Genomic DNA, 24,062 nt, shown 5'->3' with positions numbered 1-24,062 from the left:
AACCTACTTACCGTTCCAATAAATCTTGACGTTGTGCGTCGCACGGCCGACGGCCACGATCTCCGCCTTGCCGTCCCCGTTCAAATCGCCCACGGCGAGATCTTCGACTGCTACACCACCTTGATCGACAAATTGCCGTTCCCACTTCTGGCCGGCAGCATCTTGCGGATCATAGATGCGCACGCCTCCTTTGCGAGTCGGGCCGAGGTCATCACGTATGCCGATGACGAGCTCCTCAGCTTCGTCGTCGTCCAGGTTGGCACACCAAACGGCATGGCCCCACTTCAGTTCTTCGTCGACGACCTGGCGATTCCACAGGCCTTCGCCCGCCGAGGGGCGTTCAGTCGTCGGCTTGGTATAGACAACGACCTGATGGCCGTGCCAAGGTTCGATGGTGGCGATGTAATCGCCCGATTTTCCCAACATTCCGTGCTTGATCTCGCTGGCACCGCGATTGGGCGACGTCTTTTGGTTCCCCTCGCCAATCCGCTTGTTCTGCCACTTGCCGCTGGCATCTTTGGTGAGGAGTGAAACCCCTTCGAAGCCGACGTATAAAATGTCGGGCTGGCCATCGTGATCGAAGTCGGTCACCTGAAAATTGTGAGTCACGTGTAACTTGTCGTCGATGACGGTCGGCTCCCACGGGCCTTTCACGGGATCGGCGGGAATCTTGTACGAGAGCAATTGGCACGTCGCCTCTTGCCAATTGGGCTTGGTCGTGCCACGACCCATGAGGGGCGAGACGATCAGTTCCGGCTTCTTGTCCCCATCGAGATCGGCAAAGTTGATGCGATGGACCGTGGGGACTTCGCTGATGGGGTGAACTTCCCACAGCAGCGGAGCTTTGACGTCTTTTTTGTGTTCGTTGGGGTTCCGGCGAATCCACTGCACGGTGCCGCCACTCTCGGTGTTGAACGGCTTCCAATCCGCACCGACGGCGAAGTCGATCTTCCCATCTCCATCGATATCAGCTGGGGCAAAGCAAACATTATCGGGCCGAGTTTGCTTGTCGATGAGCGTGTGTTCTTTCCACGTCGGATTCTCGAGCCAGAGAATGCGCGTCTGATCGACGATGCAGATATCGAGCTTCTGATCGTTGTTCATATCAATCAGCCGCACGGCATAGCCCACGCCGAGTTTGGTGGGCAGTTCTTCAGCCTTGAAGGGAATCTCGGCAGCTTGGAGACTGCCAAGCACACAGGTGACAAGGACCGCAAAGACGTGACAGGTTTTCATAGCAGTAAATCACGGGAGGGTGTGGGAAAGTGCGATGGAATCAAGATCCGGTCAGAGCGTTTCTTTGTTGAGATAGGCAATGACGTCTTTGGTGATATCGAGAGACTCGTCGTAACGAACGACAGCGCGGTATTGTCGATAGAAGACATCACTTGACTTGTTGGGATCGAAGTTATATTCGAAGGCACTTAGGACTAATGTGAGTTGCTTCTCCTTCTTGACGAGATCCACCGCTCTCAGGAGGTCTTCGTAGCAATCGGCCTTGAGTCTGTTCCAGTTCCGTGATTCTTCTCGCTTGAGTTTTTCGTCTGAATCAGTCATGTCAACGTACATTCGTTCAAGTTGTCTTTTGAGGCGGACTGCCTCGTCACTGTCCTCGCTCAGCTCTTTGTACGATCTATGAAGTCTTTCATATTCGGCAAAGATCCCTTCCCGATTGCGGGCAAATTCCTCCGCTCGCTTCCGTCCTGCAACTTCATAGTCAATATACTTTTTGTGCCCTTCGAAGGCTTGCCACACGTCAACGACTCCGACAGTTGCCACCGCGGCTCCACCGTTCGTCTTACTTGCCTCCGGCGCTGCATTGGCCGTGGCAGGCCATTGCATCCCTTCGACGCGCAGCCAAAGCGCGAAGATTGCCAGCAGAGTGAGTGCCCAGCCGTAACGGGAAAAGGCAGAGTTACCGGCCATTTCAACCTCCGTGAATTGCAGGGGAGAGATTTCGACTACTTCGATTCCGTTTCATTCAACGCCTTGAGTACGTCGTCAGTAATATCGAGCCCGTCCTGATAGATCACATCGCGACCCAGGTTCTTCACCAGTTCTTGCAAGGGTTGGTTTTCGTCGGGCGGACTGTTCTGCCGCAGAACGAGTTTCAGCCCGCGGGCCTGGCAAATCTTTTTCAGCTGTTCGTCAATGTCGCGCTGGGTGGTGATCAGAATGACGACTTCGCGCTTTTGCAGTTTTTGGCGTTCTTGTTCGACGAACTGCCGCAGGTCGTTTTGCAGTTTGATGAGTTGTCCTTGCGCCCGCTGCTGGTCGGGCGAACCGGGAGGGGACTTGCGCATTTGGTTGGCAGCTGTCTCCAACTCGACTTGCCGAATCTGAACCGTTTCGTCCAGTTCTTTGGCACTGTCGCGGAGTGGTTGCAGGCGATCGGAGTGTTTTGTGTAGCCAGCAAAGACCTTGTCGAGGTTGAGGACTGCGATCGGCAGTTCTGCGGGCTTGTCTTGCGCGGTCAGGGGCGACGGCACCGCACAGGCCACGGCAAGCACGCCGAGGAGCAGGCGAGTGGATGTGTAAGTCATGGATGGGTTTCCGGCGGGTGAGGTTCGGAGCGGCGTACTGCGTGTTGTTTTAGCACTGGATTACCAGCAAAGTAAGTGAGTAGCCTCGCTCTGCCCAATGCTGGCACTACATCAGCCGGACCTTCTCCCACTGCTTGTCGAGGCGCGGGGCACTAATGGCCTGGCTGGTCCCAAGCTCCTGCGCGAAGAGTGAGATGCGGAACTCTTCCAACTGCCAACGGAAGGTATCGAGTTCGGCATCAAGGACGTGATGCTTGCGATGGACTTCGCGGCGCTCGTGCCACGCCTTCACCCGCGGAGTCACTTGCGCCAGCGCCTGGCGATCGCGCGGCAGGCCGGTGCTGACAATCTTTTGCAGCCGCAGCGAAATGCCCTTGAGATAGCGCGGAAAATGCTGCAGCCACGTCCAGGGTGTTTCGGCAAGAAAGTTGGGAATGATCAGTTCACCGAACTGGGCACGCATGTCGTCGAGCGCGGGCTGCCAGGTTTCGGGGCGGGCCTGTTCGAGCGCTAGCCGCGCTTGGTGATAGGCTTCGAACAGGGGCAGCGCGAAGCGCGAGACCTCCTGCACAGCTGGCAGCAGTTGATCGGTCGCCAGCTTGAGAAGTTTGTTGAACTCGTCCTTCGACCGTGGTAGTGAATTCGCCGCTTGCTTCTTCCAACTGGGCAATGCGAGATCGATTGACCGCTGAGCCAGCAGATCGACCAGTTGTTGAATGAGCGTACGATCCTGGCACAGCTTGGCCGCGAGGACTTGCATCTGGCTTAGCTTGGGCAGGTTCTCGACCTGTTCGCGATAGCGGCGCGGGCGATCGAGAACGATCAGCCGGCGAATGCCAGCCCAGGTGAGTTGTTCGGCTTCGGGAAGTGTTTCGGTCAAGCGCAGGGCAACGTTCTCTTGCGTATCGACGATGGCCGGAAAACGCGTGAAGGTGAGTCCGCCGCGACTGATGTCGACTGCTTCGGGCAGAATGTCCCATTCCCAACTCTTCACGCCGTCGCGGTGCCAGGGGCTTTTATCTGGGGCGCTAGTCGCCGTCGCTGGTTTGGCTCCCACTTGCTCGCGCAGTTGCTCAATATCGCGACCCTCGGCCAGCACCTTTCCTTGTTCGTCGACCACGCGCACTTTAAGCACCAGATGCTGCGGCAAACGAGTAAGATCGAAAGCATCCGGCGAAATTGGCTCGCCCGCTTCAAGCGACAACGCGCGGGCCACTTCGAGCAGAAACGATGACTTGGCGAAGTGGAGCTTCTTGGCCGTCCGCTTGGCTACGTCCGGTGCGGGAATCAAGTTCCGCCGCTGCTGTTTGGGGAGCGAGCGAATCAAGTGCTCGACCTTTTCGGCGAGCAGTCCGGGAATCAACCAGCCGAGGCGCTCGGCGGAGAGTTGAAAGATCGCTTCGCGCGGGACCGTGGCCGTGAGGCCGTCGTTCTCGGCACCAGGTTCAAAGTGATAGTCGAGCGGCAATTGCAGTCGGTCGAGTTGCAACTGCTCGGGAAACTCCTCAGGCTCAGGTGGGTTTAGTTCCTGCCCAAGCAAGTCCGCTGGCTCCATGTGCAGGATGCGCGGTTGCTTCTCTTCCAGCGAGCGCCGCCATTTTTCCAAACGTGGCGCATCGTAAACGTCGGCCGGGATGCGACCGGCATAAAAGTCGTAGACCATTTGATCTTCGACCAGCAAGTCGCGCCGCCGCGCTTTGGCGGCCAGGTGATCGAGTTCCTCTCGCAGTTGTTGATTGTGCCGAAAGAACGGCGCGCGAGTTTCGAACTCTCCTTCGACCAGCCCACTGCGAATCATCAGTTCGCGCGAAGCGAGAGGATCGATGGGGCCGTACCGAACTCGGCGGCGCGCGATGATCGTCAGGCCATAGAGCGAGACCCGCTCATTGGCCATCGTTGCGCCGGATCGTTTATCCCACTGCGGATTGGTGTAGTGATAATTGACCAGGTGGCTAGCGAGCGGCTCGATCCAATCGGGATCGATGCGAGCCACAGTGCGGGCATAGTTCTTTGTCGTCTCAACCAGGTCGGCGGCCACGATCCACTTGGGCTTCGTTTGGAAGACGCCGCTCCCCGGCCAGAGAAACAGCTTGTTGCCGCCGGCGCCGTTGTACTCGGCCGTTTCGCTGCGGAGGGCGATATTTGCGAGCAAGCCAGCCAAGAGGGAGCGATGAATCGAGTCGTAGGCGTCCTTGTCTTTGGGCGCGTCGTCTTCGCTCGTTTGCCAACGGCGGCGTCCTGCACGGAGGCCGAACTGCGTCACCATGTCGAGCAGTTGGCGATGCACATCGTGCCACTCGCGCATCCGCAGTTCAGAGAGGAAGTTCTGCGAGCAGGCGCGGCGCAGTTGATTGCGGCTGAGGTCGGCTTTCAACCTGGCATAAAAGTCCCACAACTTGATGAAGGAGAGGAAGTCACTCTCGCCCGATTGGAACTTGCGGTGCGCTTCGTCGGCAGCTGCCGCGCGATCGGCGGGGCGTTCGCGCGGGTCTTGCGTTTCGAGCGCAGCGGCGATGATGAGCACATCGGCCAGGCAGCCTTCGCGATCGGCAGCGAGCAAGATGCGGCCGATGCGCGGATCGGCGGGGAGCTTGGCGAGTTGGCGGCCAACGGGCGTGAGTTGACGGGAGTCATCGATGGCACCCAGTTCGAACAGGGTTTTGTAGCCATCGCGAATCGATTCGGCCCGCGGTGGATCGAGAAACGGGAAGTCCTCGATGGTTCCCAGATCGAGCGCTAACGTCTGCAACACGACGGCAGCGAGATTTGTTCGCTGGATTTCGGGCGGCGTGTAGCGCTCGCGGCGGGCGTAATCTTCTTCGCTATATAATCGAATGCAAACGCCCGGCCCAATGCGGCCGCAGCGCCCTTTGCGTTGATCGGCCGAAGCTTGCGAAATGGCCTCAATGGGCAAGCGTTGCAGCTTGCTGCGGGCCGAATATCGGCTAACACGCGCGGTGCCGGTATCGACGACGTAGTGAATGCCCGGCACCGTCAGCGAGGACTCAGCGACATTCGTCGCCAATACAATTCTCCGGCCCGTATGGGAGCGAAAGACCTTGTTTTGTTCGGCGGTCGAAAGTCGGGCATACAGCGGCAACACTTCGGCATTGCCGCCGAGCATGCGACCGCGGAGCTTGTGTGAGACCTCGAGAATGTCGCGCTCGGTGGGTAAGAAGACGAGAATGTCCCCCTGCCCCAGACGAGACAATTCATCGATGCCCCGGAGGACGCCTTGTACTGGATCGAGCTCGATTTCGTCTTCGAGCAGTGATAAGGGACGATAGAGCGTCTCGACGGGGTACGTCCGGCCGGAGACTTCGACAATCGGTGCGGGGATGAGTTTGCCGTTTTCGCCGGCGTGGCCGAAGTGTTCGGCAAAGCGTTGGGCGTCGAGCGTGGCGCTGGTGATAATCAGGCGAAACTCGGGACGCTTGACGATCAGCCGATGCAGGTAACCCAGGAGGAAGTCGATATTCAGCGACCGCTCGTGAGCTTCGTCGATGATGAGCGTATCGTATTGCTCGAAGTAGCGATCGGTCTGCGACTCGGCAAGCAGCACACCGTCGGTCATGACCTTGATTAAAGTCTCCGGCGTGGTTTGATCGGCAAAGCGAATCTTGTAGCCCACAAGTTTGCCGACCGTCGAGTTCAACTCTTCGGCCACGCGGGCGGCAATCGAGCGGGCCGCGATTCGCCGCGGCTGCGTGTGCCCGATCAGGCCCGTTACACCGCGACCGATCTCCAGGCAGATCTTCGGCAACTGCGTACTCTTGCCCGAGCCCGTTTCGCCGCAGATGACGACGACGGGATGATTGCGAATCGCTTCGGCAATCACTTCGCGCTGTTCGACGACCGGTAGCGATTCGTCGTATTCAATCTTGGGGACCAACGACTTGCGGCGAGCTGCTTCAGCGAGCGACTTTTCCAGTTCGTCCTGCAGCTTGGCCAGGTTGCGGTCGAAGGGACGTCCCTGCTGTTCGGCCTGGCAAATGGCGCGAAGTTGATTGCGCAGGCGATGGCGATCGCGCTGCATCGCCGTGGCCAGTTGTGCCTCGAGTTCGGCGTAATAGAGCATGGTCTGAAATAGGGGAGAGACGGCCGAACTGGACTGCAGGTTCAGGGCAGGCAGGGCGAACTCTAAGAATTTTCTTCTTTCACCGGCGCGGCCTTTTTAACGGGCTTGAGTTGCTCCATCAGCCAGGCTTTGTAATCGGTCGAAATCTCGACCACGGCAGTGGCCAGAATTTCCGGCTTATCGTAGGGATGCGTTTCAAGAATGGTCCGCTCGACTTGGGCGAACTTTTCCTTCACCGTTTTGATGGTGCAGAGGTACTCGCGGGCGGTTTCGATCCGACCGTTCCACCAATAGCTACTTTCGACCGGCCCGCTGATTTGGACGCAGGCCCCCAGACGTCGATTCAGAATCTGAGCGCCGATTTTCTCGGCCGACTCTTTCTCAGAAGTCGTGGTGACAATTTGAATGATCTCTCCAGGCATCGGCAACAACTCCCTTGATGAGTCACGAGACGCTGCCGCTCGTCCGCAAAACGGCGTTCCTTCTGCCAATAGTCTAGCGGAACGCAAGAAATGGCATAACCGGGGTGAACGCCCTGCCCACCGCAACTGTCGCGCGCCCCCAGCACTCCTGGGACAACTCCGATTTCAGCGCACTTGTTGAAAAAGTGGTCGAATTTTTCAACACTCCGGCTCGCCAATCCCGAGAGTTATGGCAACTGCTGTTGAATAAGTCGGCGACTTATTCAACACCCTCCGGCTTGAGGGGCTGCCTAGCGCCAGGGACGCACTTCCTTGGTCTCGATGTTGACGTCGAGCACCAGATCGCCACCGTCCATCACAACGTCGGGTGGATGAAAGACAACGACTACCACCCACATCACGGGAATCTTCGACGTCGCACTTTTTGGCGCGACCTTGTTGGGTTGAGCGCCCAGCCGAGCACCCTCCATTTTGGGCTGCTGCCTGATGTATTCCGTTGCCAGCCGCACGGCCTCCGCTTGAGCTTCTGGGAATGAATAGCGTAAGCGAGGCATGAGAGTGCAGAGTCTTATAGTACCTGCAGTATTCGGAGGGCTGCGAACCGGGACTATCGCGTTTGTCTTCTCAGATACCATCGCCGTCCTCGAGCGCGCTGTCGAGATTCTTCAATACTGTCCGAACATTGTGGATATGAAAACCGAACCCGCGCCGGCCCACTGACTTGCGACGAAGTGCAGAACTCTTGGCGAGTGAAGTGGCCAGAGAAGCCACGCCCGTCCATTAAAATTCCCTGGGTCCGGACTTCATCGAAGCCAGGTAACGCAAAGTGCGATTAATGTCAAATGCAAGCTCCATTGCGAAAAGTGCTGCATTCGGATTCTGCATGTTAATCCAGAGGGTCTCGTAAATTCTCTGCAAGTCCTTGCTCGGAAATTGCGCTAAAATAGCCACATAGAAAGGCCGTGCAAGTGACTCAGCAGCAACCACGTGCAGCGAGTTTGTGCGCAGCGCTACGTAAGTTACGTGCCAGTAATCGGTCGGCCCATCGATTACTTGCCAGCAATCGGTCATCGCCATGATTATTAGTTCCCAGAACATCGCCACATTCTATCCGCGGACGAGAATGCCACGCTAGAGTCGCGGGGTGGGGGTAGTGGGTGCTTTTGGTTGACTAGTTCGGGGCTTTGCCCAAAAACAGTAGGGTCCGCTGTGCGGAACACAACCCGCTGCGATGGTCCGCACAGCGGAACCTACGAAATGCGATAACAAATCCGATTATAGGTAAAGCCCTTCGGCAATCCCGGTGAAGCGCACGTCAGCACGAGCCACAGCGAGCGGTTGAACCTCTCGGTTCGCATGCACAATCGCCGCCTAACTCGGCTCACGAATGTCCACATCAAGAGCGCCGACCACCACAGCGCGATGCTGAGCATCTTCGCTGCGTTCTACAACTTCTGCCGCAAGCATCAATCGTGCGGTAAGCGAAAGCAAACGCCAGCGATGGTAGCCGGACTGACTGACCGCGTGTGGACGATCAAGGAACTGCTGGAAGCAGCGGCCTAGATCAGTACAATAAAAAAGCCGCGAGGGTGCAATCTCGCGGCTTTCTTTATGAGCCGATGGCCCATGCGTGTCGTTGCGTTCATGGTACGCCTACCGGCTTTGCTGTCAACCTGTCTGGCTCAACATGGACCTGTCGCAATTTCTAAATCTGCTGCCACAACTCCCATTTATGCCGCTTGCAGCACTAATTCTGTCGCTTGTTTCACTTGCAATGTGGGACTCACTAGCAAAGCCTCTTGGCATAGAGCAGCATCGGTGGATTTGCGCTTTCGTACTGTTTGTATCCAGTGTTCTTGCGCTGGCTCAAGGCATGCACTTAATCTGGGACTTGGCCAAAACTTTGTGTGGACAACGCTAGGCAGTGGAGGGTTCGCAAGAAACGCCTGCGACTTATGTCCAATGGCGAAAGTCGACTGCTTGAGCGATTCTTCAAGAGCGAATCTCTAAGTTTTGATAGGCCCGACGAGGAGACGTGGCTATCAACACTTAAAAACGAAGGCTTTATCCTCGGCCCGATCTCAAGGTTTTGCGAACTTCAATCTTATTGCATTGAACTTGAATTGAAGTTCTTTCTGGAGAAGTACCCTCGTTACCTTGAACTGACAAATCGCCCCCCGCGAACCTAGCGGAGCTTTTTCGTGCGCGGGTAGAATGGGGCGATGGACGTAAATCCCTACGAATCGCCGAGCACAGAGAATCCCACGCCGACACCAAAAACGCGGAAGCGCTACTTCGCGATCTACGTGCTGTTCGCCATTCTCGGTTTTTGTGCCGCATTCGTACTCACGGCACCGATGGGGGCGATTGATGGAGGAACTGAGCCTTATTGGTTTGGAGGAGCAGCGGTGGCAGCGTTCGCATACAGGATTATGTGGTCATGACCAGCCGCGCGCCCCTCATCGTCGCCATCGTCTTGCTGCTCCTGCCGGTGCTGTACGTGGGGAGTTATCTGGCTTTGGTGGAACCGCAGGGGATCGTGATTCGGCCCGAGATCAACCAAAATGCCGAGTACTATCTTGGCTATAGCCCGATTATTCCTGCGGTCATTCATCGCTACCGATTTCAAAATGACATTGCAGAGACGTTCTACTGGCCCCTGGAGCAGATAGACCGGAAGGTGAGACCAGGGGCGTGGCTGATACACGACTCGTCAAACGTTGAATAGCTGTCCGGTTAGTACCGCGGCGGCGGTGTGGCAAAGGGGCGGTGGAAGTCGGCATCGAACGAGAGTTTTACTGTCGGCCGTTGGAGGACGATGATCGTGAAGATACCGAGGGCGGTACCCAGCGGCGCGTTGAGGCAACAGATGGCGGCGATGACCATGCAAAACGTGTGATGGCGTCGTTCGGTCAAATTCTTGCCCGTGCGGTACAGCAAATAGGCCTGAACGAGCAGGAACAAAACGAAAAAGATCGCGAACCCCACCATCACGCCGCCAGCGACGAGCATGCCGGTTCGGTCCTCATGCTCAGGCTTCATGCCAGTTGCAGCGCCGCCGAGCATCACCAGTCCGAAGCCCAGGTAGAGAAACGGAAAGCAACCGCTGAGGGCCGACAGGCCAGCCATCACATAGAACAAGATCGAAAGGAGCTTCAAGTGCTCGCGGTCTTGCTGTTCTTGATATCCCTCGGGAATGCCGGGTTTCATTTCCATCGAGTTTGTCCTGTAAGAAAGCGTGACGCCCGCCGCAATCAACCTTCGCCGATGTATTCGCTCGCGACGAGAATTGCTTGAGCTGGCTCGCTGAATTCTACTGGGAAGATCCCCGAGTTGTCGCACGAGCAGTCGACGACTTAGGGCGGTTGCCGCTGCGGGCAACGAACTCTACAAAGAATGCTCCGGGCCAACTTCCTCTTCCAGTGCCGAGAACGATCATGCAACGCCGCGAATTTCTGCAAACATCCCTTGGTTCCGCCTTGGCTGCGGCAGTGACCGCTTCTCTGCCCGCGCAGGAAAAGCGCAAACCCAAAGTGTTGCTCCGCAATGCCTGGCAGACGGTGAACATTGGCGACATCGGACACACGCCGGGCATCTTGACCATCCTGGAAAAGCACGTTCCCGAGATCGACGTCACGCTCTGGCCAAGCAGCATTGGCGAGGGTGTCGAACCCTTGCTGCTGAAGCGGTTTCCTAACTTGAAAATCGCCAAGGGCAAAGCCGAGATCGACGCTGCGGTGAAAGAGAACGATTTCCTGCTGCACGGTTCGGGTTCGGGATTTGTGGCAGTGAAGGACGTCGGCCGCTGGCAGAAAGAGACCGGCAAGCCCTATGGCATTTGGGGAATCTCGCACGCGCCCGAAATTAGCGACGTCTCGAAGCAATTGCTCAGCGGGGCCAAGTTTTGTTATTTCCGCGATGGGCGCTCCGTCAGCGCGATGAAGAAAGCGGGCGTTACTTGCCCCGTCATGGAGTTCGGCCCCGATGGTGCCTTTGCGGTTGATCTCCGTAACGATGCACTCGCCGACAAATACTTGCAGGAGAGTGGGCTGGAAACAGGCAAGTTCATGTGTTGCATTCCGCGACTCCGCTACACACCCTATTGGCTCATTAAGAAAGATCGTCCGTTCGATGAAAAGAAGCACGCCCGCAACGAAGAGATGAAGGAGCACGACAATGCACCGCTCCGCGACGCTGTCATCGCGCTCGTGCGCGAGACCGACATGAAGGTCCTCGTCTGTCCAGAAGACATGTCGCAAATGGCCGTCGGCAAAGAGACCATCATGGACAAGCTGCCGGCCGATGTGGCGAAGCGCGTTGTCTGGCGCGAAAACTATTGGCTCACCGACGAGGCATTGAGCGTCTTTGTGCGCAGTGCCGGTCTCTTCGGCAACGAGATGCACAGCCCGATCATGTGCATCGGCAACGGCGTGCCGGCCATCGTTTGCCGCTTCGCCGAGCAGACGACCAAAGGCTGGATGTGGGACGATATTGGCCTGAAAGAATGGCTGTTCGATCACGACTTCGATGAGGCGCACAAAGGTCTGACTGCCGCGGTCCTCGGCATTGCCAAAGACCCTGCTGGCGCGAAAGCCAAAGCTGCCAAGGCTCACGCCTTCGTTCAAGAGCGCCAGCGCGTGATGTCGGAATCGCTCAAGCAGGCGTTGGCTTAATTCCTGCGCCGGCACCTGCGGAATATTCTCAGCTGACCCAGATAAGACGATTATTTGCCTGTCAGGCGGTTGGTGAGCCAATCGCCGAGGGTGGGCCAGAGTTGGCTGATGGTGAAGAGCAGGCGAGCTTTGGCGGGGACGATTAGCTCGGGCTGGCGACGTTCGCAAGCGCGGAGAATTCGCCGGGCGAGATCGTCGGGCTGGATTCCCTTGAGCTTCACACCGCCGCCGGGCTGACGGGCCTCTGCCGGCAGGTCGGCCGCTTGAGTGTCGTAGCGCGAGCCGGCATCGTCGCGGGCGATGGGCCCCGGGCAGACGAGTAACACGTGCAGTCCGCGGTCGCCAAGTTCCAGCCGCAACTGCTGCGAGTAAGCGGCCAAAGCGAACTTGCCAGCCGGATAGGCTCCGAGAAACTTCGAAGTGCTCTTGGAAGCCAACGAGCCGATTTGCACAACGTGCCCTTGGCTGGCGAGCAGGGGCGGCAAGAGTGCGCGCGTGCAGCGAACCGCCGCGAGAAAATTCAATTCCCACAGTTCTTGAAACTGCTCGGGCGTCGTCTCTTCGATCTTGCCGCGGCTGCTCTTGCCGGCGCAGTTCACCAGCAGGTCGAGCTGGCCCCAGGTTTGTTCGACGGTCGCTGCCAGGCGGTCGACATCGGCTTGCTGCGTGATGTCTGCCGCAATCGCCAGTGTTTGCTCGGCCGGCAATTGTAAGGCGGCAATAGTCTGCTGCAGCTTCGCTGCATCGCGCGCGACGAGCGCGACTTTGGTTCCCGCCGCCGTCAGTTGCCGCACAATCGCCAGCCCCAGTCCCGACGAAGCCCCCGTCACGAGAGCGTGCTTGGCGGAGGCGTTAGCAAAAGACCACGACATGAGGCAGGTTCAAATCGATTTCAAAAAGTGCTACCAATGGTGACAGCTGATTATAGCCAGCGACCGCGCGTGCGCCATTCGTCGCCAGTTCCTCCCCTTTGCCTCGTTTGCTTCCGGCACCGATAATGAAAGGCCCGAACTCTCCAGGAGACAATACATGGCCGCGCAATCAACCACCGAACTAGCGAAGAAAAAGTGCCAACCCTGCGAAGGGGGCGTCGAGCCCTATGCGGCCCGCGACGCCGAACAGCAGTTGGCTCAGCTGCCGGGCTGGCGACTGACTCACGACGGGCAGCGAATTCGCAAAGACTGGAACGTGAAGAACTTCATGGTCGGGATCAAATTCTTCGACGAAGTGGCCCGCATTGCCGAAGCCGACCAGCATCATCCCGATCTGCATTTGGAAGGTTATCGCCGCGTCTGGATCGAAATCTTCACGCACGCTATCGGCGGTTTGAGCGAGAACGATTTCATTCTGGCCGCCAAGATCGACCAGATTCCCGTCGATGCGAAGAAGTAGCTGGCCGAGGCAACTGCCTTGTTTTTTGTCGGCCGCAGCTATATATTCGCTTAAGCAGATATGAAGACCACCACACTGAAGCCCGACCGAGTGTTCCGAGCCTTGTCAGACAAGACACGACTCCGCATTCTGTCCCTACTTCTGGTTGGTGAACTTTGCGTGTGCGATATCGTCTCGGCCTTGGGTTGCCCGCAACCGACTGTCTCGCGCCATCTTGCTTATTTGCGCAAGGCTGGCCTGGTGACTGTTCGTAAGGATGGCATCTGGTGCTATTACCAGTTGGCGCTGGCGGCGGATGGCTTCGACGCAGCCTTGAAAAGTTGCATCGTGAGCTGCGGCTCGATCCCGCGCCTCGCCAAAGACGCCGAACGACTCAAGCAGAGCCGGTTTAAGTGCTGCGAGTAATTTGGATGGGCTAAAAAATTTAGCCAATATATTCGCTTGAGCGAATGTATTGGCGAATTCCGCCGTTTGCGGGATGAGATCAAACAACACATCCTCACCTGGCTTGAAACCGAAAGGAACAAACCATGAACGTACAAGAACTCCAAGGCTTGCTCGAAAAGCACACAGAATCGTCGCTGCGGCTTCAGCTCCCGACTGGCGAGTTTATTCCCGACCATTTTCACGTAACCGAAGTCGGTCGGGTCGACAAAACCTTCATCGATTGCGGCGGCACGCGCCGGCAGACAGCTTCGTGCTTGTTACAGACTTGGACGGCCAATGATCTCGATCATCGGCTCGAATCGGGAAAGCTCGCCAAGATTCTCGACCTTGCCAAGCCGGTGCTTGGTACGGGCGAACTGCCCATTGAAATCGAGTACGGGCCGCAAATCGCTGCCCAATATGTGCTCTCCAATGTCGAAGTTGGCCCGAGCGCATTGACGTTCGTGCTCGTGGGCAAACAGACGGATTGCCTGGCCAAGGACAAGTGCGGCGTGGGCGAGTGCAGCACTCCCAGTTGTTGTTGCTAGGGCTGTTGCTACACCGAGGCGACCAGTGAAGTTCGATCAAGCATTGGGTTGGCTAGGTCTTTGCCTCGCCATGGCTCTTGTAATCGCCATCCTCTTTTGGCTGGGGCTCCTGCCGGCCAATTTGGAATAAGTAGAGCAAATAGAGCAGTAGCGAAGTTCGCCGCTTGAGCGAGCATTCTTTGAGTGGCGTCATGGCGCGCAAAGAGGGGGGGGTGTTCAATTAAGGGGTCGTTAATTGAACACGAAACGGCGTAACTCTCGGGTTTGCGAGCGATGGGTGTCCAATTAAGAGGTTCCATGTTGAACGTTTAGGTTGGCAAGATTTCGCGGCGAGCGGTTGAGTCGCGCTGAGCCCTTTCTCACTCGCGGGTAGCTGATTCCAGAGTCGCTTGCCTGCTTCGACCGTCAGCTTGCCTCAAGACCAGGCTCGACAATCAAGCGAGCGCCCAGCAATCTATTGGCTCCGCAGCCAAATACCGCATAGAATGAGGGGGGCCTGCTGGTCTTTCCTCCGTTGGTCAATCGCTGAATGGTTTCTCGCCTGAAGGAGTTCCGCATGTTGCGTTCCGCAATGCTCGCCCTGGTTGCTGCTGGCCTGGCCTTGCCCGCCTGGGCCGATGAAGTGTCCGGCACCTATTTGGAAACTCGCACTTGCCAGGTTTATACCGGGCCCTGCTTCGCCAATGCCGAGACAGCTTTGGCTGGCAAAGACGCGGTGATGGCGTGGAACATCGAAGACGGCAAACACGCGGGTGTCGATCTCGCCGGCCTGAGTGTCGTGGTCTGCATGACCGGTTCCGATACGCTGGGTTTTGGTGGCGTGAATGATCCCAAGTCGCTCAAGTCGACGGTGATCGTCGATGAGAAGGCTTCGCCCGAACAGCGCGAAGCGTTGATACTGTTCGCCAAGGAACATGCAGGGCGGGCTGGCAAGGAAGTGGTGCGGATCGATAACGCGCCGATTACGATGTCGCTGGATCTGGCAACCCTGTCGGGCAATCTGGCTGCCGGGAAGATGGTCAAGCTATCGACCCGCAAAGCCCGCGCGACCGATTGCATTTGCACCAACGAAGTCGCCTACTACCCGCCACTCGCCAAGCTGCAAAACTTCGCCGCCGGTGTTTCGATTGAGGCCGAATATAAGGGCCGCGGTTTGGGAACCACGTGGTCGACCCCGAACAGCCGCAGCGCGTACATGGCAACTTTCGTCTACGAGTAAAGCTGGCGGCCAGTTGCCGCCGATAGAGTTGCTTGCGACGGCCTAAGTATTTTTCCCTTGGCCGTTGCTGGTTCGCCTCCACTCCGATCGATCCGCAGTCCCAAACCTGATAGCCCCCGTTGCGTAATTCGCCTTGGCGGGCTACTCTAAAATCGACTTTTCGGGCGGTTAGCTCAGTTGGTTAGAGCGCCACGTTGACATCGTGGAGGTCGCTGGTTCGAGTCCAGTACCGCCCATTTCTCGCTTCGAAAAATTCCGTGTATTCGACACTTTTCCGGGATTTTTGAGGTTCACCGACGCGCGAGGCGGTAGTCCTCATCGGTAATTTGCCAGCAGTGCTTTTGGGCGACCAGGGTCGAGTGCCCTAGCCAGGCAGCGGCAATGTGCGGCGGACACTCCCAGGCAAGTTCCGTGGCTCGGGATGACCGCAGGTTAGCAAACAGCTTGCGGCCGAAGTCGGCAAATTTGCCGGAACGAATCGATGACATCGATTAGACGCTGCCCTACCTTGACGCAGCGGTCATCACTGCTCGGGCAAGTGCGGCAGCTGCTGCGTCGCTGATGCCGGCATGAACATAGAACGCTCGTTCGATGCCAGCCGATCGAAACCAGCGTTTTTCATAAACCTGGCCGAGGGTAGCCAGGCGAAGAAACGGGCCAGCATCGGTCACTCGTTCACCATCTTTGGGCCCGCCCAAGCACAAGATCGGGCTGTTTTCTAAGATTAATTCCCCCTCGAATCCAACTGGGTTGAACGTATTCTGCTTCGCCTCGAACAGGGTCTTCCGAAACGCCACTGACAGGGCATACAACGCGCGATCCTGCTGCGAAACACTCGCTTCGTCGATGCCCAGCACGCTATCGCGGTTGATTGCGAAGTAGTAGGCGACGTCATGCCCAGCCACTTTGCTGGCGAGCCTGACGATTGCCACAGAATCTCCTTCGCGCCGCATCGTTAGGTCTGTCGCGCCGGACGATGCTATGTAATCCACAATTGGCACCAGGGGCAACTCGACCGTGATGCGGCTGGTTGGATTGGCGGCTGCCACTTCCGCATATTCGGCAATTTCCTGGCCGACGTCATCGGATTCACGGAGCACATCAAGCGAAAACTCCAGACCGTCGCGAACGAGTTCGCGATCCTGGTAGTGCAGTGTCAGCTTGAATGTGTTCGATTCACCAGCGAGGTGGAAATAGATTGCGCTCGCTTCACTAAGCTCAATTAGCGACAACAGTTGATTCAAGTTCATGGGCTGCACCCTGGAATCCGTCCGGCAAAGGCGTTGCCATTGTAACGTTTCACCCGACTTTCGCTGATGCCGCAGCGGTCGCGACCGGGTAATCGCCACCCCTCATTCAGCTTGCTTTGCCGCTCACCAGTCGATTACGATTGATGGACGCATGCTGGCGACCTAAGCAATATTTCGCCGCGAGTGCGTCCCGCCCTTTCCCTGCCCGCCTTTTTCCCTCCCGAGGCATTCGTGATGCGACCAGCTGCCGCGCTATTATCGACCGCGAGCATTTTGCTGCTGGGAGTCTTCGTAAGTGCCACCGAGCCAGTTAACGCCGTGAAGGTTGATCCCGCGCAGGTATCTTTGGTGGGTGCAAATGCGACCTGGCAGTTGTTAATTAGCGGAACGACGAGCGACAACCGGACGGTCGATCTGACGCACGCCGCAACTTACCGATCGCGCGATCCAAAGCTTGCCTTAGTGACTGCAGAAGGAATTGTGTCCGCCAAGGGGAACGGTCAGACGACCATTGAGATCTCTGCAGGCGAATTGAAAACAGAAGTGACGGTGACCGTCACTCTGGCAGACGAGCATCGTGCCTTGAACTTCGAGAATGACATTGTGCCGATCCTGGGCAAGTTCGCTTGCAACGCCTCGGGTTGCCATGGTAAAGCGGAAGGACAAAACGGTTTCAAGTTGTCGGTATTTGGGTTTGATCCTCCGGCCGATTACCGCGCGCTGACACAAGAGGCTCGTGGACGACGAGTGTTTCCAGCCGCTCCGGAGCGGAGCTTGCTGCTGCGCAAGGCGAGCGGCGGCGCTCCGCACGGTGGCGGCATCCGAATTACGCCCGATCGCCCCGAATATGAAACGCTGCGACGTTGGATTGCCGAAGGGCTGCCGGCTGGATCAACCAGTGATCCCACCGTGAAGAAGATTGAACTGACGCCGCGCGAGCGCCAGTTGGGGCTCGGTCAAACACAGCAACTGCGAGTTGTCGCCGAGATGACCGACGGCCAGCGGATTGATGTGACCCGCCTGGCTCGTTATCAATCGAATCACGATGTACTTGCTTCCGTAACGGAAGAAGGCCTGGTAACCGCGGGACAAAACCCAGGTGTCGTCGCGGTAATGGCAAGTTACATGGGGCAGGTCGACGTATTGCATGTAATTGTGCCGCGCCCTGAAGCCGTGACTGACTATCCGCACGTCCCCGAGCACAACTTTATTGATGGCCACGTCTACCGACGGCTGAAGCAACTCAACATCGTTCCTGCCGAACTTTGTAGCGACGCCGACTTTTTGCGTCGCGTGCATCTCGACTTGATTGGCACGCTTCCCACTGCGGACGAAGCTCGCCGCTTCCTCAGCGACACGCGCACCAATCGTCGCGAATTGCTGATTGACTCGCTGCTGCAAAGGCCAGAATTTGCCGCTTATTGGGCCCTCAAATGGTCCGACTTGTTGCGAGTCGACCGTCTGGCCCTCGGTCATAAGGGTGCCTATGAACAATATCGTTGGATTCGGTCGGCGATTGCCCAGGAGATGCCGCTCGACCAATTTGCTCGCGCGGTGGTCACCGCCGATGGGCCGCTGAGTGAGAATCCGCAGGGTTACATGTTTAAAGCCGTGCCGCAGCCCGGACCAGCTGCCAGCGCCGTGTCACAAGTCTTTTTGGGTGTGCGCATCGAATGCGCGCAATGCCACCACCACCCTTACGATCGCTGGAGCCAGACCGATTACTTCGGCATGACGGCTTACTTTGCACAGTTGCAGCGGAAGACGACGCCATTTGGCGAAGTCCTGGTGGCAACTGGCGACCCCGTGACGAAGCATCCTCGCACCAGCGAAGTCATCACTGCACATCCGCTGGGCGAACCAATGCCGGCAGAGAATGTCTCCGGCGATCGCCGTGTGGAGCTAGCTGCGTGGATGACATCGCCAGGCAATCCGTTCTTCGCCAAGAATATGGCCAACCGGGTGTGGGCTCATATGCTCGGTCGCGGGCTGGTCGAACCGGTCGACGATGTGCGCGCCACAAACCCGCCGAGCAATCCCGAACTGCTCGCTGGGCTGGCTCAGCATTTAGTGGCTTCGAAATTCGATTTGAAATCACTCCTGAAGACAATTGCCCTCTCGCGGACTTATCAGCAGTCGACAACGACCAATGCCACCAACGTGCGCGACGAACAAAATTATTCTCGCGCACTTCTCAAGCGAATGGATGCCGAAGTTCTACTCGATGCGCTCTGCCAGGCCACTGGCATCCAAGAGCGGTACGAAGGAGCGCAGGCCAATACCCGGGCGATCGAACTCTGGGATAGCCAGGTCGATCACTACTTCCTCAAGCTGTTCGGTCGCCCCGTTCGCGTAACTGCCTGCGATTGCGAACGCGTCAGTGAACCGAGCGTCGCGCAAGTGCTGCATCTGCTCAATTCGCAACGCGTGCAAGAGAAGCTGTCGCACGATGGCGGTTCCGTCGCGCGCCTGGTGAAGGAGCAATCGCAAGACGACCGCCTGGCAGAAGAGCTTTATCTGACCATCTTCTCTCGCCAGCCTACAGCTGAAGAGAGCCAGACCGCCGTCAATTACTTACAAACCGCCGGCAAAGCAGGCCCTGCTGCCCGCCGGACTGCAGCCGAAGACTTAGCCTGGACGATGTTAAACTCATTGGAGTTTGTGTTTAATCACTAAACTCGCTACAAGCCGCCAGGTCGCGACCACGCATTTGGAAAACGAGTAAGCCATGACCAACCGCAAATTCTGTGATGGACTGCAGCGGCGCGATCTGCTCAAGGTCGGCCTAACCGGGCTGTTTGGCAGCGGACTGTCGCTCGATGGCATGCTGCGGGCCGAGAACATCGGAGCGGCGGCGAACGATCGCGGGCTGAGTGTGATCTATGTCTTTTTGAAGGGAGGCTTGAGCACCATCGACACCATCGATATGAAGCCCTCCGCACCCGCCGAGTTTCGCGGCGACTTCAATCCAGGTGCCACGAACGTACCGGGACTGCAGATTTGCGACCTGCTACCCAAGATGGCCCTGCAGATGGATAAGATGGCGCTATTGCGTGGCTTCGGTCACAAGAACAGCGACCACGGCGCTGCTGACCATTACATGCTGACGGGTTATTTTCCCCAAGCTGGTTTCAACCCCAGCTTGTCGCCGAACAACCAACGCCCATCGCTTGGCTCGATCATCGCTAAGAAGCTTGGCCCGCAAAATGGCTCGGCCCGCGCGGCCAGTCCCATACCCACTTATGTTTGTCTGCCGCAAATGCACAACAGTGCGGGCGCTGCGTATCTGGGTGCAACTTGTGCTCCGCTCTCGGTCGAGGCCGATCCAGCAGCTCCAGATTTTTCCGTTCCTGATTTGGTCCCACCGCTTACACTCTCTGCCGATCGCCTCAGCTCGCGCCAGGCACTACTCGCCAAGGTCGACAAGTACCAGAAATCAGCAGAGCTCGAAGCCAATAGCCGAGCTAAAACCGTGGACGTCTTTCGACAGAAGGCGTTCGACCTGATCGTCTCGCCCGCAGCGAAGCAAGCCTTTAATTTGCATGCCGAAAATGACAAGTTGCGGGATGAATACGGCCGCAACACGCTCGGTCAATCGTGTTTGATGTCGCGCCGCCTGGTCGAAGCGGGTGTGCGCTGCGTAACCATCGAGCATGCGAATTGGGACACGCACGACGGCAACTTCGCCACGCTCAAGCGCGACCTGCTGCCGCAATTGGATCCGGCGATTTCAACCCTCTTTCGCGACCTGAGCGAGCGGGGCATGCTCGAGAAGACCCTGGTAGTCGTCTCGGGCGAATTTGGTCGCACGCCGCGTATCAACAAAAACGCCGGCCGAGATCACTGGGGCCCAAGCTTCACGGTGATTTTGGGGGGTGGCGGCATTCAAGGTGGCCGCGTGATTGGCGCCAGCGACGAACGAGCCGAACGGCCGGCCGATCAGCCGCACGGCCCCGAGGACTTGTTCGCCACAATGACTCACTTGCTGGGGATCGATCCGCAGCAGGAGTTCCTCACGCAGGAAGGACGGCCGATCAAGATCGTCAACGACGGAAAGATCATCCGTTCGCTCCTGTAGTGCGAACTGAGGTGATTATTCTCCTCTGGCCAGAAACTCGGCTCGTTTTTCGCCCGCCGGGCTGACTTTCTCGCATAAATGCTAGCCGAAGCCCCCGGCTGGAGCTTAAATTGTAGCTGGCCGAGGGCGAGCGCGAAAGTTTGCGCAGATCCCGAGGTCGCTCATCACTTAGCCGTCCTATCATCGGCCCCTGTACAGCATTGAACCGGCCGATTGGAGTTGTCTCATGTCGATTGTCGCTTGCCCCCGTTGTCGCGACGAAGTTACTCTGCCCGCCAAGGTTTCGCCCCAAGCCCGTGTGCGTTGCCCGCTCTGCCGCGACGAGTACATCCTCTCCGAAGCGTTGGCAAAGATGCCCCCGACCCTGATCGTGCTCGATCCGGGGCCCGGTTTGGATGAGCCAACCTATGGCAGCGGGACCGCTTACGACGAACCGGAGTACAAAGTCGCTGGCGACACTGCGCCTGGCGGGATGTTCGACACGACTCCACCCGGTGAAGGTGCCGCTGCTGCTGCACCTCGCCCGCTGAAGGGTACTACGCGGCCCAAAAAGAAAAGCGGCAGCCCGGTTGGCCAGGTCATTCAGGTGGTCATGGGCGGTGTCGGAGCGATCGTCCTGTTCCATGCACTGGCCTGGTACACACCTCTTGGCCTGGGCGATCCGCTCGAAGCGGGGCCTCTCGTTGCGAAGTACATCCCCGCGATCGTCCCCGAAAAGTATCGGGGCACGAAAAAGACCAAGCCGACTGACGACAGTGCCGATACCAACGGTTCGAACAATATCAAAAAGTTCGCGCCACCCGTTCCCGCGGTTGTAAAAGGGAAGAAAAAGAACGGCGGCAATAGCTTCGATCCCGATGGCAAGTTCAGCCAATTAGAAAACCCCGCTGTGCCGGTGATCGATCCTCTCGATCCGGGTGCAGCGCCAGTTCTCGCACCCGAGACCGATGTGAAGATCGAAGACCCCTTGAAGATGGTGGAGCCCACGAAGACCGCGGAGCCACCGTTGGTCGTCGATACTGAAAAGCCGGTCGACTTCACACCGCCACCTCCCAAGCCCGAGGATCCAAACGCCAAGCCAGTTGTCGGCTCGTTCGAACTCACAACGGCCTATGCCATGGCAGTTGCCAAGCGCGAAGCATTTGACCAGGCCGCTGGAGCCGATGCTGCCACTCGTAAGCAAAAGGGGCTCGAAATGTTCGAGTCCGCAGCTGAGCTTGGCAAGGTTGCTTCGCAAGCAGACCTGGCGGAAGCTGAACTGCAGGACAAAGCCTCGGAGATCAAAGAATTCTCGCTACTGCTCAGCGGCAAGCTGCAGTTCGTCAATTTCTTTGCGGCAGAGCGGCTCGCCGCCACCGAAGGGAACGACGGAATTGCCTTTGGCGGCACCGTTACCGACTTCAAGTCCGTCGGCGACATGTTCGAAACAACCATTGAGATCGCTCGCAAATCGGGGCCGCTCTCCGTCGCCGTTGTCACTCCCAAGAGCCTGCAAGATCAAGGGGCGAAAGTGGGCGATACTGCGGTCGTGATTGGACGCATCGTGCGCGATGTGCCCAAGGACCTGCCGAAGTACAAAGGCGAAGCTTCAATGGTCGTGCACGGCGGCCACACGACGATTGTGCCGATGCAGTAGGTCTCCGGGCAGAATCGCTTATAGTTTCGCAAACGCATCGAGAGCTTGCTCGATGTGCTGAGGCTCGAGAGCGGCCGAAACTTGCACTCGCAGGCGAGCTTGTCCCTTGGGTACCACGGGAAAGCCAAAGCCGATCACCATCACGCCCAATTCCAGCAAGCGGCGGCTCTTGGCAATGGCTTCTGCTTCGTCGCCGATCATGATCGGAATAATAGCCGTCGGCGATGGATGACAGTCGAACCCTAGCTTATCGAAGCCCGCGCGAATCTGCTGCACATTGCGATTTAGCTTGGCAACTCGCTGCGGTTCACGCTCGATGATCTCAATCGCCTTCCGCGCACTGCAGGCAACCGTAGCGGGCACGGCGTTCGAAAACAAACTTGGCCGCGAACGTTGCAGCAGCAAATCGATTACCGTCTGCGAAGCAGCCACATAGCCCCCCGCTGCCCCGCCGAGCGCTTTGCCCAATGTGCCGGTGAGAATGTCAATTTGCCCCAGCGAATTGAAATGTTCGGGAGTGCCGCGACCCGTGGTGCCAAGAGCGCCAATGCCGTGCGAATCGTCAACGACTAACATCGCCTCATATTGCCGGCAGAGCGCGATGATCTCGGGGAGAGGACAAACGTCGCCTTCCATGCTGAAGACGCCGTCGGTCACGACCCACCGACAAGCCTTCTGCTGCGTGGTCTTAAGCTTTTGCTCGAGGTCGTTCAGGTCGTTGTGCTTATACACCGCACGTTCGGTGGCTTTGCCTACCAGGCGAATGCTATCGATGATGCTGGCGTGATTTAGTTCGTCGGACAGAATGGCATCATCTGGACCGGCGAGCGTCGGAAAGACAGCCGCATTCGCATTCCAGCAGGCCACATAGCTGAGCGAACTCTGCGTCCCGACAAACCGGGCAATCGTTTCTTCGAGTTCGCGATGACAGGCGAGCGTGCCACAGATGAAGCGGACGGAAGCGGTCCCCGCACCATATTTCCGTAGTCCCTCGTGCCCTGCTTCGATGACTTCGGGATGATTCGCCAGCCCCAAGTAGTTGTTCGAGCAGAGGACGATGACTTCGCCGCGGCCTTCAATGGTGGCAGTAGCGCCGAGCGATCCAGTCAAGTATTGAAACTGCTTGAGCTGCCGCGTATCGACCAGTCCTTGCAACAATTCGCGACCGCGGGCTTCAAACATCGCATTGGGCATTTTGACCTCGGCTATCCGAATGCGCGCCGGGCCCAGCTCGCGCCGGGCCCATGGTGTTGAATGGTCGATTACGTGCCAGTAACACGTCGTCGCTTACTCGTCGTCGGCCTTGAACCAGGGGGTGAGAGTCGGCACATACGCGTGCAGTTCATCGGCCTTGAAGTACAAGCCAATCTCGCGGGCTGAAGCTTCAGGACCATCCGACGCATGCACGAGATTCATCTGACGGCTGCTGCTGTAGTCGCCGCGAATCGTCCCCGCAGCCGCTTTGAGTCCGCTCGTCGCGCCCAGCATATCGCGCACGACTTTGATCGCTTCCAAACCTTCGACCACAATCGCCACAATGGGCGAAGCTGTGATGAACTTCTCAAGGGCTGGAAAGAACGGCTTTTGCACGTGTTCGGCGTAATGTTCCTTGGCCAGGGCCGAAGTAACCTTCAGCATCTTCATGGCGATCAGATTCAGTCCTTTGTCTTCCAGGCGGCTGATTACCTGCCCCATGAGGCGGCGTTGAACACAGTCGGGTTTCAGCAATATGAGGGTACGTTCGGCGGGCATGAACTAATCCTGCTAATGAAGTCGGCAAACGGTCGGAGAGAGGCA

Annotated in this window: 23 protein-coding genes and 1 tRNA gene; 11 read left to right on the top strand and 13 right to left on the bottom strand. The window is 57.7% G+C overall.

What is annotated here, in order from left to right; translation table 11 throughout:
* Positions 1 to 3 precede the first annotated feature (3 nt).
* The 7 genes from ETAA8_RS31600 to ETAA8_RS31570 form a co-directional block, all read right to left on the bottom strand.
* Positions 4 to 1,236 carry an FG-GAP repeat domain-containing protein gene (locus ETAA8_RS31600; RefSeq protein WP_145098569.1) on the bottom strand — a complete coding sequence of 411 codons (1,233 nt, stop codon included), beginning with the start codon at positions 1,234 to 1,236 and terminating at the stop codon, positions 4 to 6.
* Positions 1,237 to 1,287: 51 nt separating this feature from the next.
* Entirely contained in the window at positions 1,288 to 1,926 is a 639-nt protein-coding gene (locus tag ETAA8_RS31595) for an OmpH family outer membrane protein (protein ID WP_145098566.1), read from the bottom strand.
* A gap of 35 nt (positions 1,927 to 1,961) precedes the next feature.
* Positions 1,962 to 2,543, bottom strand: coding sequence for an OmpH family outer membrane protein (locus tag ETAA8_RS31590; RefSeq protein WP_145098563.1), 582 nt, complete (start codon positions 2,541 to 2,543; stop codon positions 1,962 to 1,964).
* 106 nt (positions 2,544 to 2,649) lie between these two features.
* Positions 2,650 to 6,621, bottom strand: coding sequence for an ATP-dependent RNA helicase HrpA (gene hrpA, locus ETAA8_RS31585; RefSeq protein WP_145098560.1), 3,972 nt, complete (start codon positions 6,619 to 6,621; stop codon positions 2,650 to 2,652).
* A gap of 62 nt (positions 6,622 to 6,683) precedes the next feature.
* Complete coding sequence (gene cutA, locus ETAA8_RS31580; protein WP_145098557.1) at positions 6,684 to 7,043, bottom strand: divalent-cation tolerance protein CutA; 360 nt, start codon at positions 7,041 to 7,043, stop codon at positions 6,684 to 6,686.
* Between the two features lie 290 nt (positions 7,044 to 7,333).
* Positions 7,334 to 7,597 (bottom strand): hypothetical protein, encoded by a 264-nt coding sequence (locus ETAA8_RS31575; protein WP_145098554.1) that lies wholly within the window; start codon positions 7,595 to 7,597, stop codon positions 7,334 to 7,336.
* Positions 7,598 to 7,823: 226 nt separating this feature from the next.
* Positions 7,824 to 8,120 (bottom strand): hypothetical protein, encoded by a 297-nt coding sequence (locus ETAA8_RS31570; RefSeq protein WP_145098551.1) that lies wholly within the window; start codon positions 8,118 to 8,120, stop codon positions 7,824 to 7,826.
* A 279-nt stretch (positions 8,121 to 8,399) separates the two neighbouring features.
* Here ETAA8_RS31570 and ETAA8_RS31565 point away from each other — a divergent pair, with 279 nt between their 5' ends.
* Complete coding sequence (locus ETAA8_RS31565; RefSeq protein WP_145098547.1) at positions 8,400 to 8,606, top strand: hypothetical protein; 207 nt, start codon at positions 8,400 to 8,402, stop codon at positions 8,604 to 8,606.
* A gap of 877 nt (positions 8,607 to 9,483) precedes the next feature.
* The gene (locus ETAA8_RS31560) at positions 9,484 to 9,771 is read left to right on the top strand and encodes a hypothetical protein (protein ID WP_145098544.1); all 288 of its coding nucleotides are present in this window, start codon (positions 9,484 to 9,486) and stop codon (positions 9,769 to 9,771) included.
* 8 nt (positions 9,772 to 9,779) lie between these two features.
* On the opposite strand, the gene ETAA8_RS31555 is transcribed toward ETAA8_RS31560, so the two are convergent.
* The gene (locus tag ETAA8_RS31555; protein WP_145098541.1) at positions 9,780 to 10,259 is read right to left on the bottom strand and encodes a hypothetical protein; all 480 of its coding nucleotides are present in this window, start codon (positions 10,257 to 10,259) and stop codon (positions 9,780 to 9,782) included.
* A 221-nt stretch (positions 10,260 to 10,480) separates the two neighbouring features.
* Here ETAA8_RS31555 and ETAA8_RS31550 point away from each other — a divergent pair, with 221 nt between their 5' ends.
* Positions 10,481 to 11,716, top strand: a complete 1,236-nt coding sequence (locus ETAA8_RS31550; protein ID WP_145098538.1) for a polysaccharide pyruvyl transferase family protein — start codon at positions 10,481 to 10,483, stop codon at positions 11,714 to 11,716.
* Positions 11,717 to 11,766: 50 nt separating this feature from the next.
* On the opposite strand, the gene ETAA8_RS31545 is transcribed toward ETAA8_RS31550, so the two are convergent.
* Positions 11,767 to 12,588, bottom strand: a complete 822-nt coding sequence (locus ETAA8_RS31545) for an SDR family NAD(P)-dependent oxidoreductase (protein WP_145098535.1) — start codon at positions 12,586 to 12,588, stop codon at positions 11,767 to 11,769.
* 157 nt (positions 12,589 to 12,745) lie between these two features.
* On the opposite strand from ETAA8_RS31545, the gene ETAA8_RS31540 reads away from it, so the two are divergent.
* The 5 genes from ETAA8_RS31540 to ETAA8_RS31520 all read left to right on the top strand — a co-directional run bounded on the left by ETAA8_RS31540 (position 12,746) and on the right by ETAA8_RS31520 (position 15,537).
* Entirely contained in the window at positions 12,746 to 13,108 is a 363-nt protein-coding gene (locus ETAA8_RS31540) for a 4a-hydroxytetrahydrobiopterin dehydratase (protein ID WP_145098532.1), read from the top strand.
* 60 nt (positions 13,109 to 13,168) lie between these two features.
* Positions 13,169 to 13,513 carry an ArsR/SmtB family transcription factor gene (locus ETAA8_RS31535; RefSeq protein ID WP_202921389.1) on the top strand — a complete coding sequence of 115 codons (345 nt, stop codon included), beginning with the start codon at positions 13,169 to 13,171 and terminating at the stop codon, positions 13,511 to 13,513.
* Between the two features lie 125 nt (positions 13,514 to 13,638).
* Positions 13,639 to 14,082 (top strand): DUF6428 family protein, encoded by a 444-nt coding sequence (locus ETAA8_RS31530; protein WP_145098529.1) that lies wholly within the window; start codon positions 13,639 to 13,641, stop codon positions 14,080 to 14,082.
* A 556-nt stretch (positions 14,083 to 14,638) separates the two neighbouring features.
* Complete coding sequence (locus tag ETAA8_RS31525; RefSeq protein WP_202921388.1) at positions 14,639 to 15,301, top strand: DUF1326 domain-containing protein; 663 nt, start codon at positions 14,639 to 14,641, stop codon at positions 15,299 to 15,301.
* 162 nt (positions 15,302 to 15,463) lie between these two features.
* A tRNA-Val gene (locus ETAA8_RS31520) sits at positions 15,464 to 15,537 on the top strand.
* A gap of 54 nt (positions 15,538 to 15,591) precedes the next feature.
* On the opposite strand, the gene ETAA8_RS31515 is transcribed toward ETAA8_RS31520, so the two are convergent.
* A complete protein-coding gene (locus ETAA8_RS31515) occupies positions 15,592 to 15,789 on the bottom strand; it encodes a hypothetical protein (protein WP_145098523.1) in 198 nt (65 codons plus the stop codon).
* A 15-nt stretch (positions 15,790 to 15,804) separates the two neighbouring features.
* Complete coding sequence (locus ETAA8_RS31510; RefSeq protein WP_145098520.1) at positions 15,805 to 16,551, bottom strand: hypothetical protein; 747 nt, start codon at positions 16,549 to 16,551, stop codon at positions 15,805 to 15,807.
* 234 nt (positions 16,552 to 16,785) lie between these two features.
* Between ETAA8_RS31510 and ETAA8_RS31505 the strand changes: the two genes are divergently transcribed.
* The 3 genes from ETAA8_RS31505 to ETAA8_RS31495 all read left to right on the top strand — a co-directional run bounded on the left by ETAA8_RS31505 (position 16,786) and on the right by ETAA8_RS31495 (position 22,265).
* Positions 16,786 to 19,227 carry a DUF1553 domain-containing protein gene (locus tag ETAA8_RS31505; protein WP_238397839.1) on the top strand — a complete coding sequence of 814 codons (2,442 nt, stop codon included), beginning with the start codon at positions 16,786 to 16,788 and terminating at the stop codon, positions 19,225 to 19,227.
* Positions 19,228 to 19,279: 52 nt separating this feature from the next.
* Positions 19,280 to 20,629: a DUF1501 domain-containing protein gene (locus tag ETAA8_RS31500; RefSeq protein ID WP_145098514.1), complete on the top strand. Its 1,350-nt coding sequence runs from the start codon at positions 19,280 to 19,282 to the stop codon at positions 20,627 to 20,629.
* Between the two features lie 226 nt (positions 20,630 to 20,855).
* Positions 20,856 to 22,265, top strand: a complete 1,410-nt coding sequence (locus ETAA8_RS31495) for a hypothetical protein (protein WP_145098511.1) — start codon at positions 20,856 to 20,858, stop codon at positions 22,263 to 22,265.
* A gap of 18 nt (positions 22,266 to 22,283) precedes the next feature.
* Here ETAA8_RS31495 and ETAA8_RS31490 read toward each other — a convergent pair whose 3' ends face one another.
* Positions 22,284 to 23,459, bottom strand: a complete 1,176-nt coding sequence (locus ETAA8_RS31490; protein ID WP_145098508.1) for a glycine C-acetyltransferase — start codon at positions 23,457 to 23,459, stop codon at positions 22,284 to 22,286.
* A 93-nt stretch (positions 23,460 to 23,552) separates the two neighbouring features.
* Complete coding sequence (ndk, locus tag ETAA8_RS31485) at positions 23,553 to 24,017, bottom strand: nucleoside-diphosphate kinase (RefSeq protein WP_145098505.1); 465 nt, start codon at positions 24,015 to 24,017, stop codon at positions 23,553 to 23,555.
* Between the last annotated feature and the right edge of the window lie 45 nt (positions 24,018 to 24,062).

Source organism: Anatilimnocola aggregata (assembly GCF_007747655.1).
Taxonomy (GTDB): domain Bacteria; phylum Planctomycetota; class Planctomycetia; order Pirellulales; family Pirellulaceae; genus Anatilimnocola; species Anatilimnocola aggregata.
The sequence above is the reverse complement of the archived record's forward strand: the minus strand, read 5'-3'. Positions and strand labels throughout refer to the sequence as shown.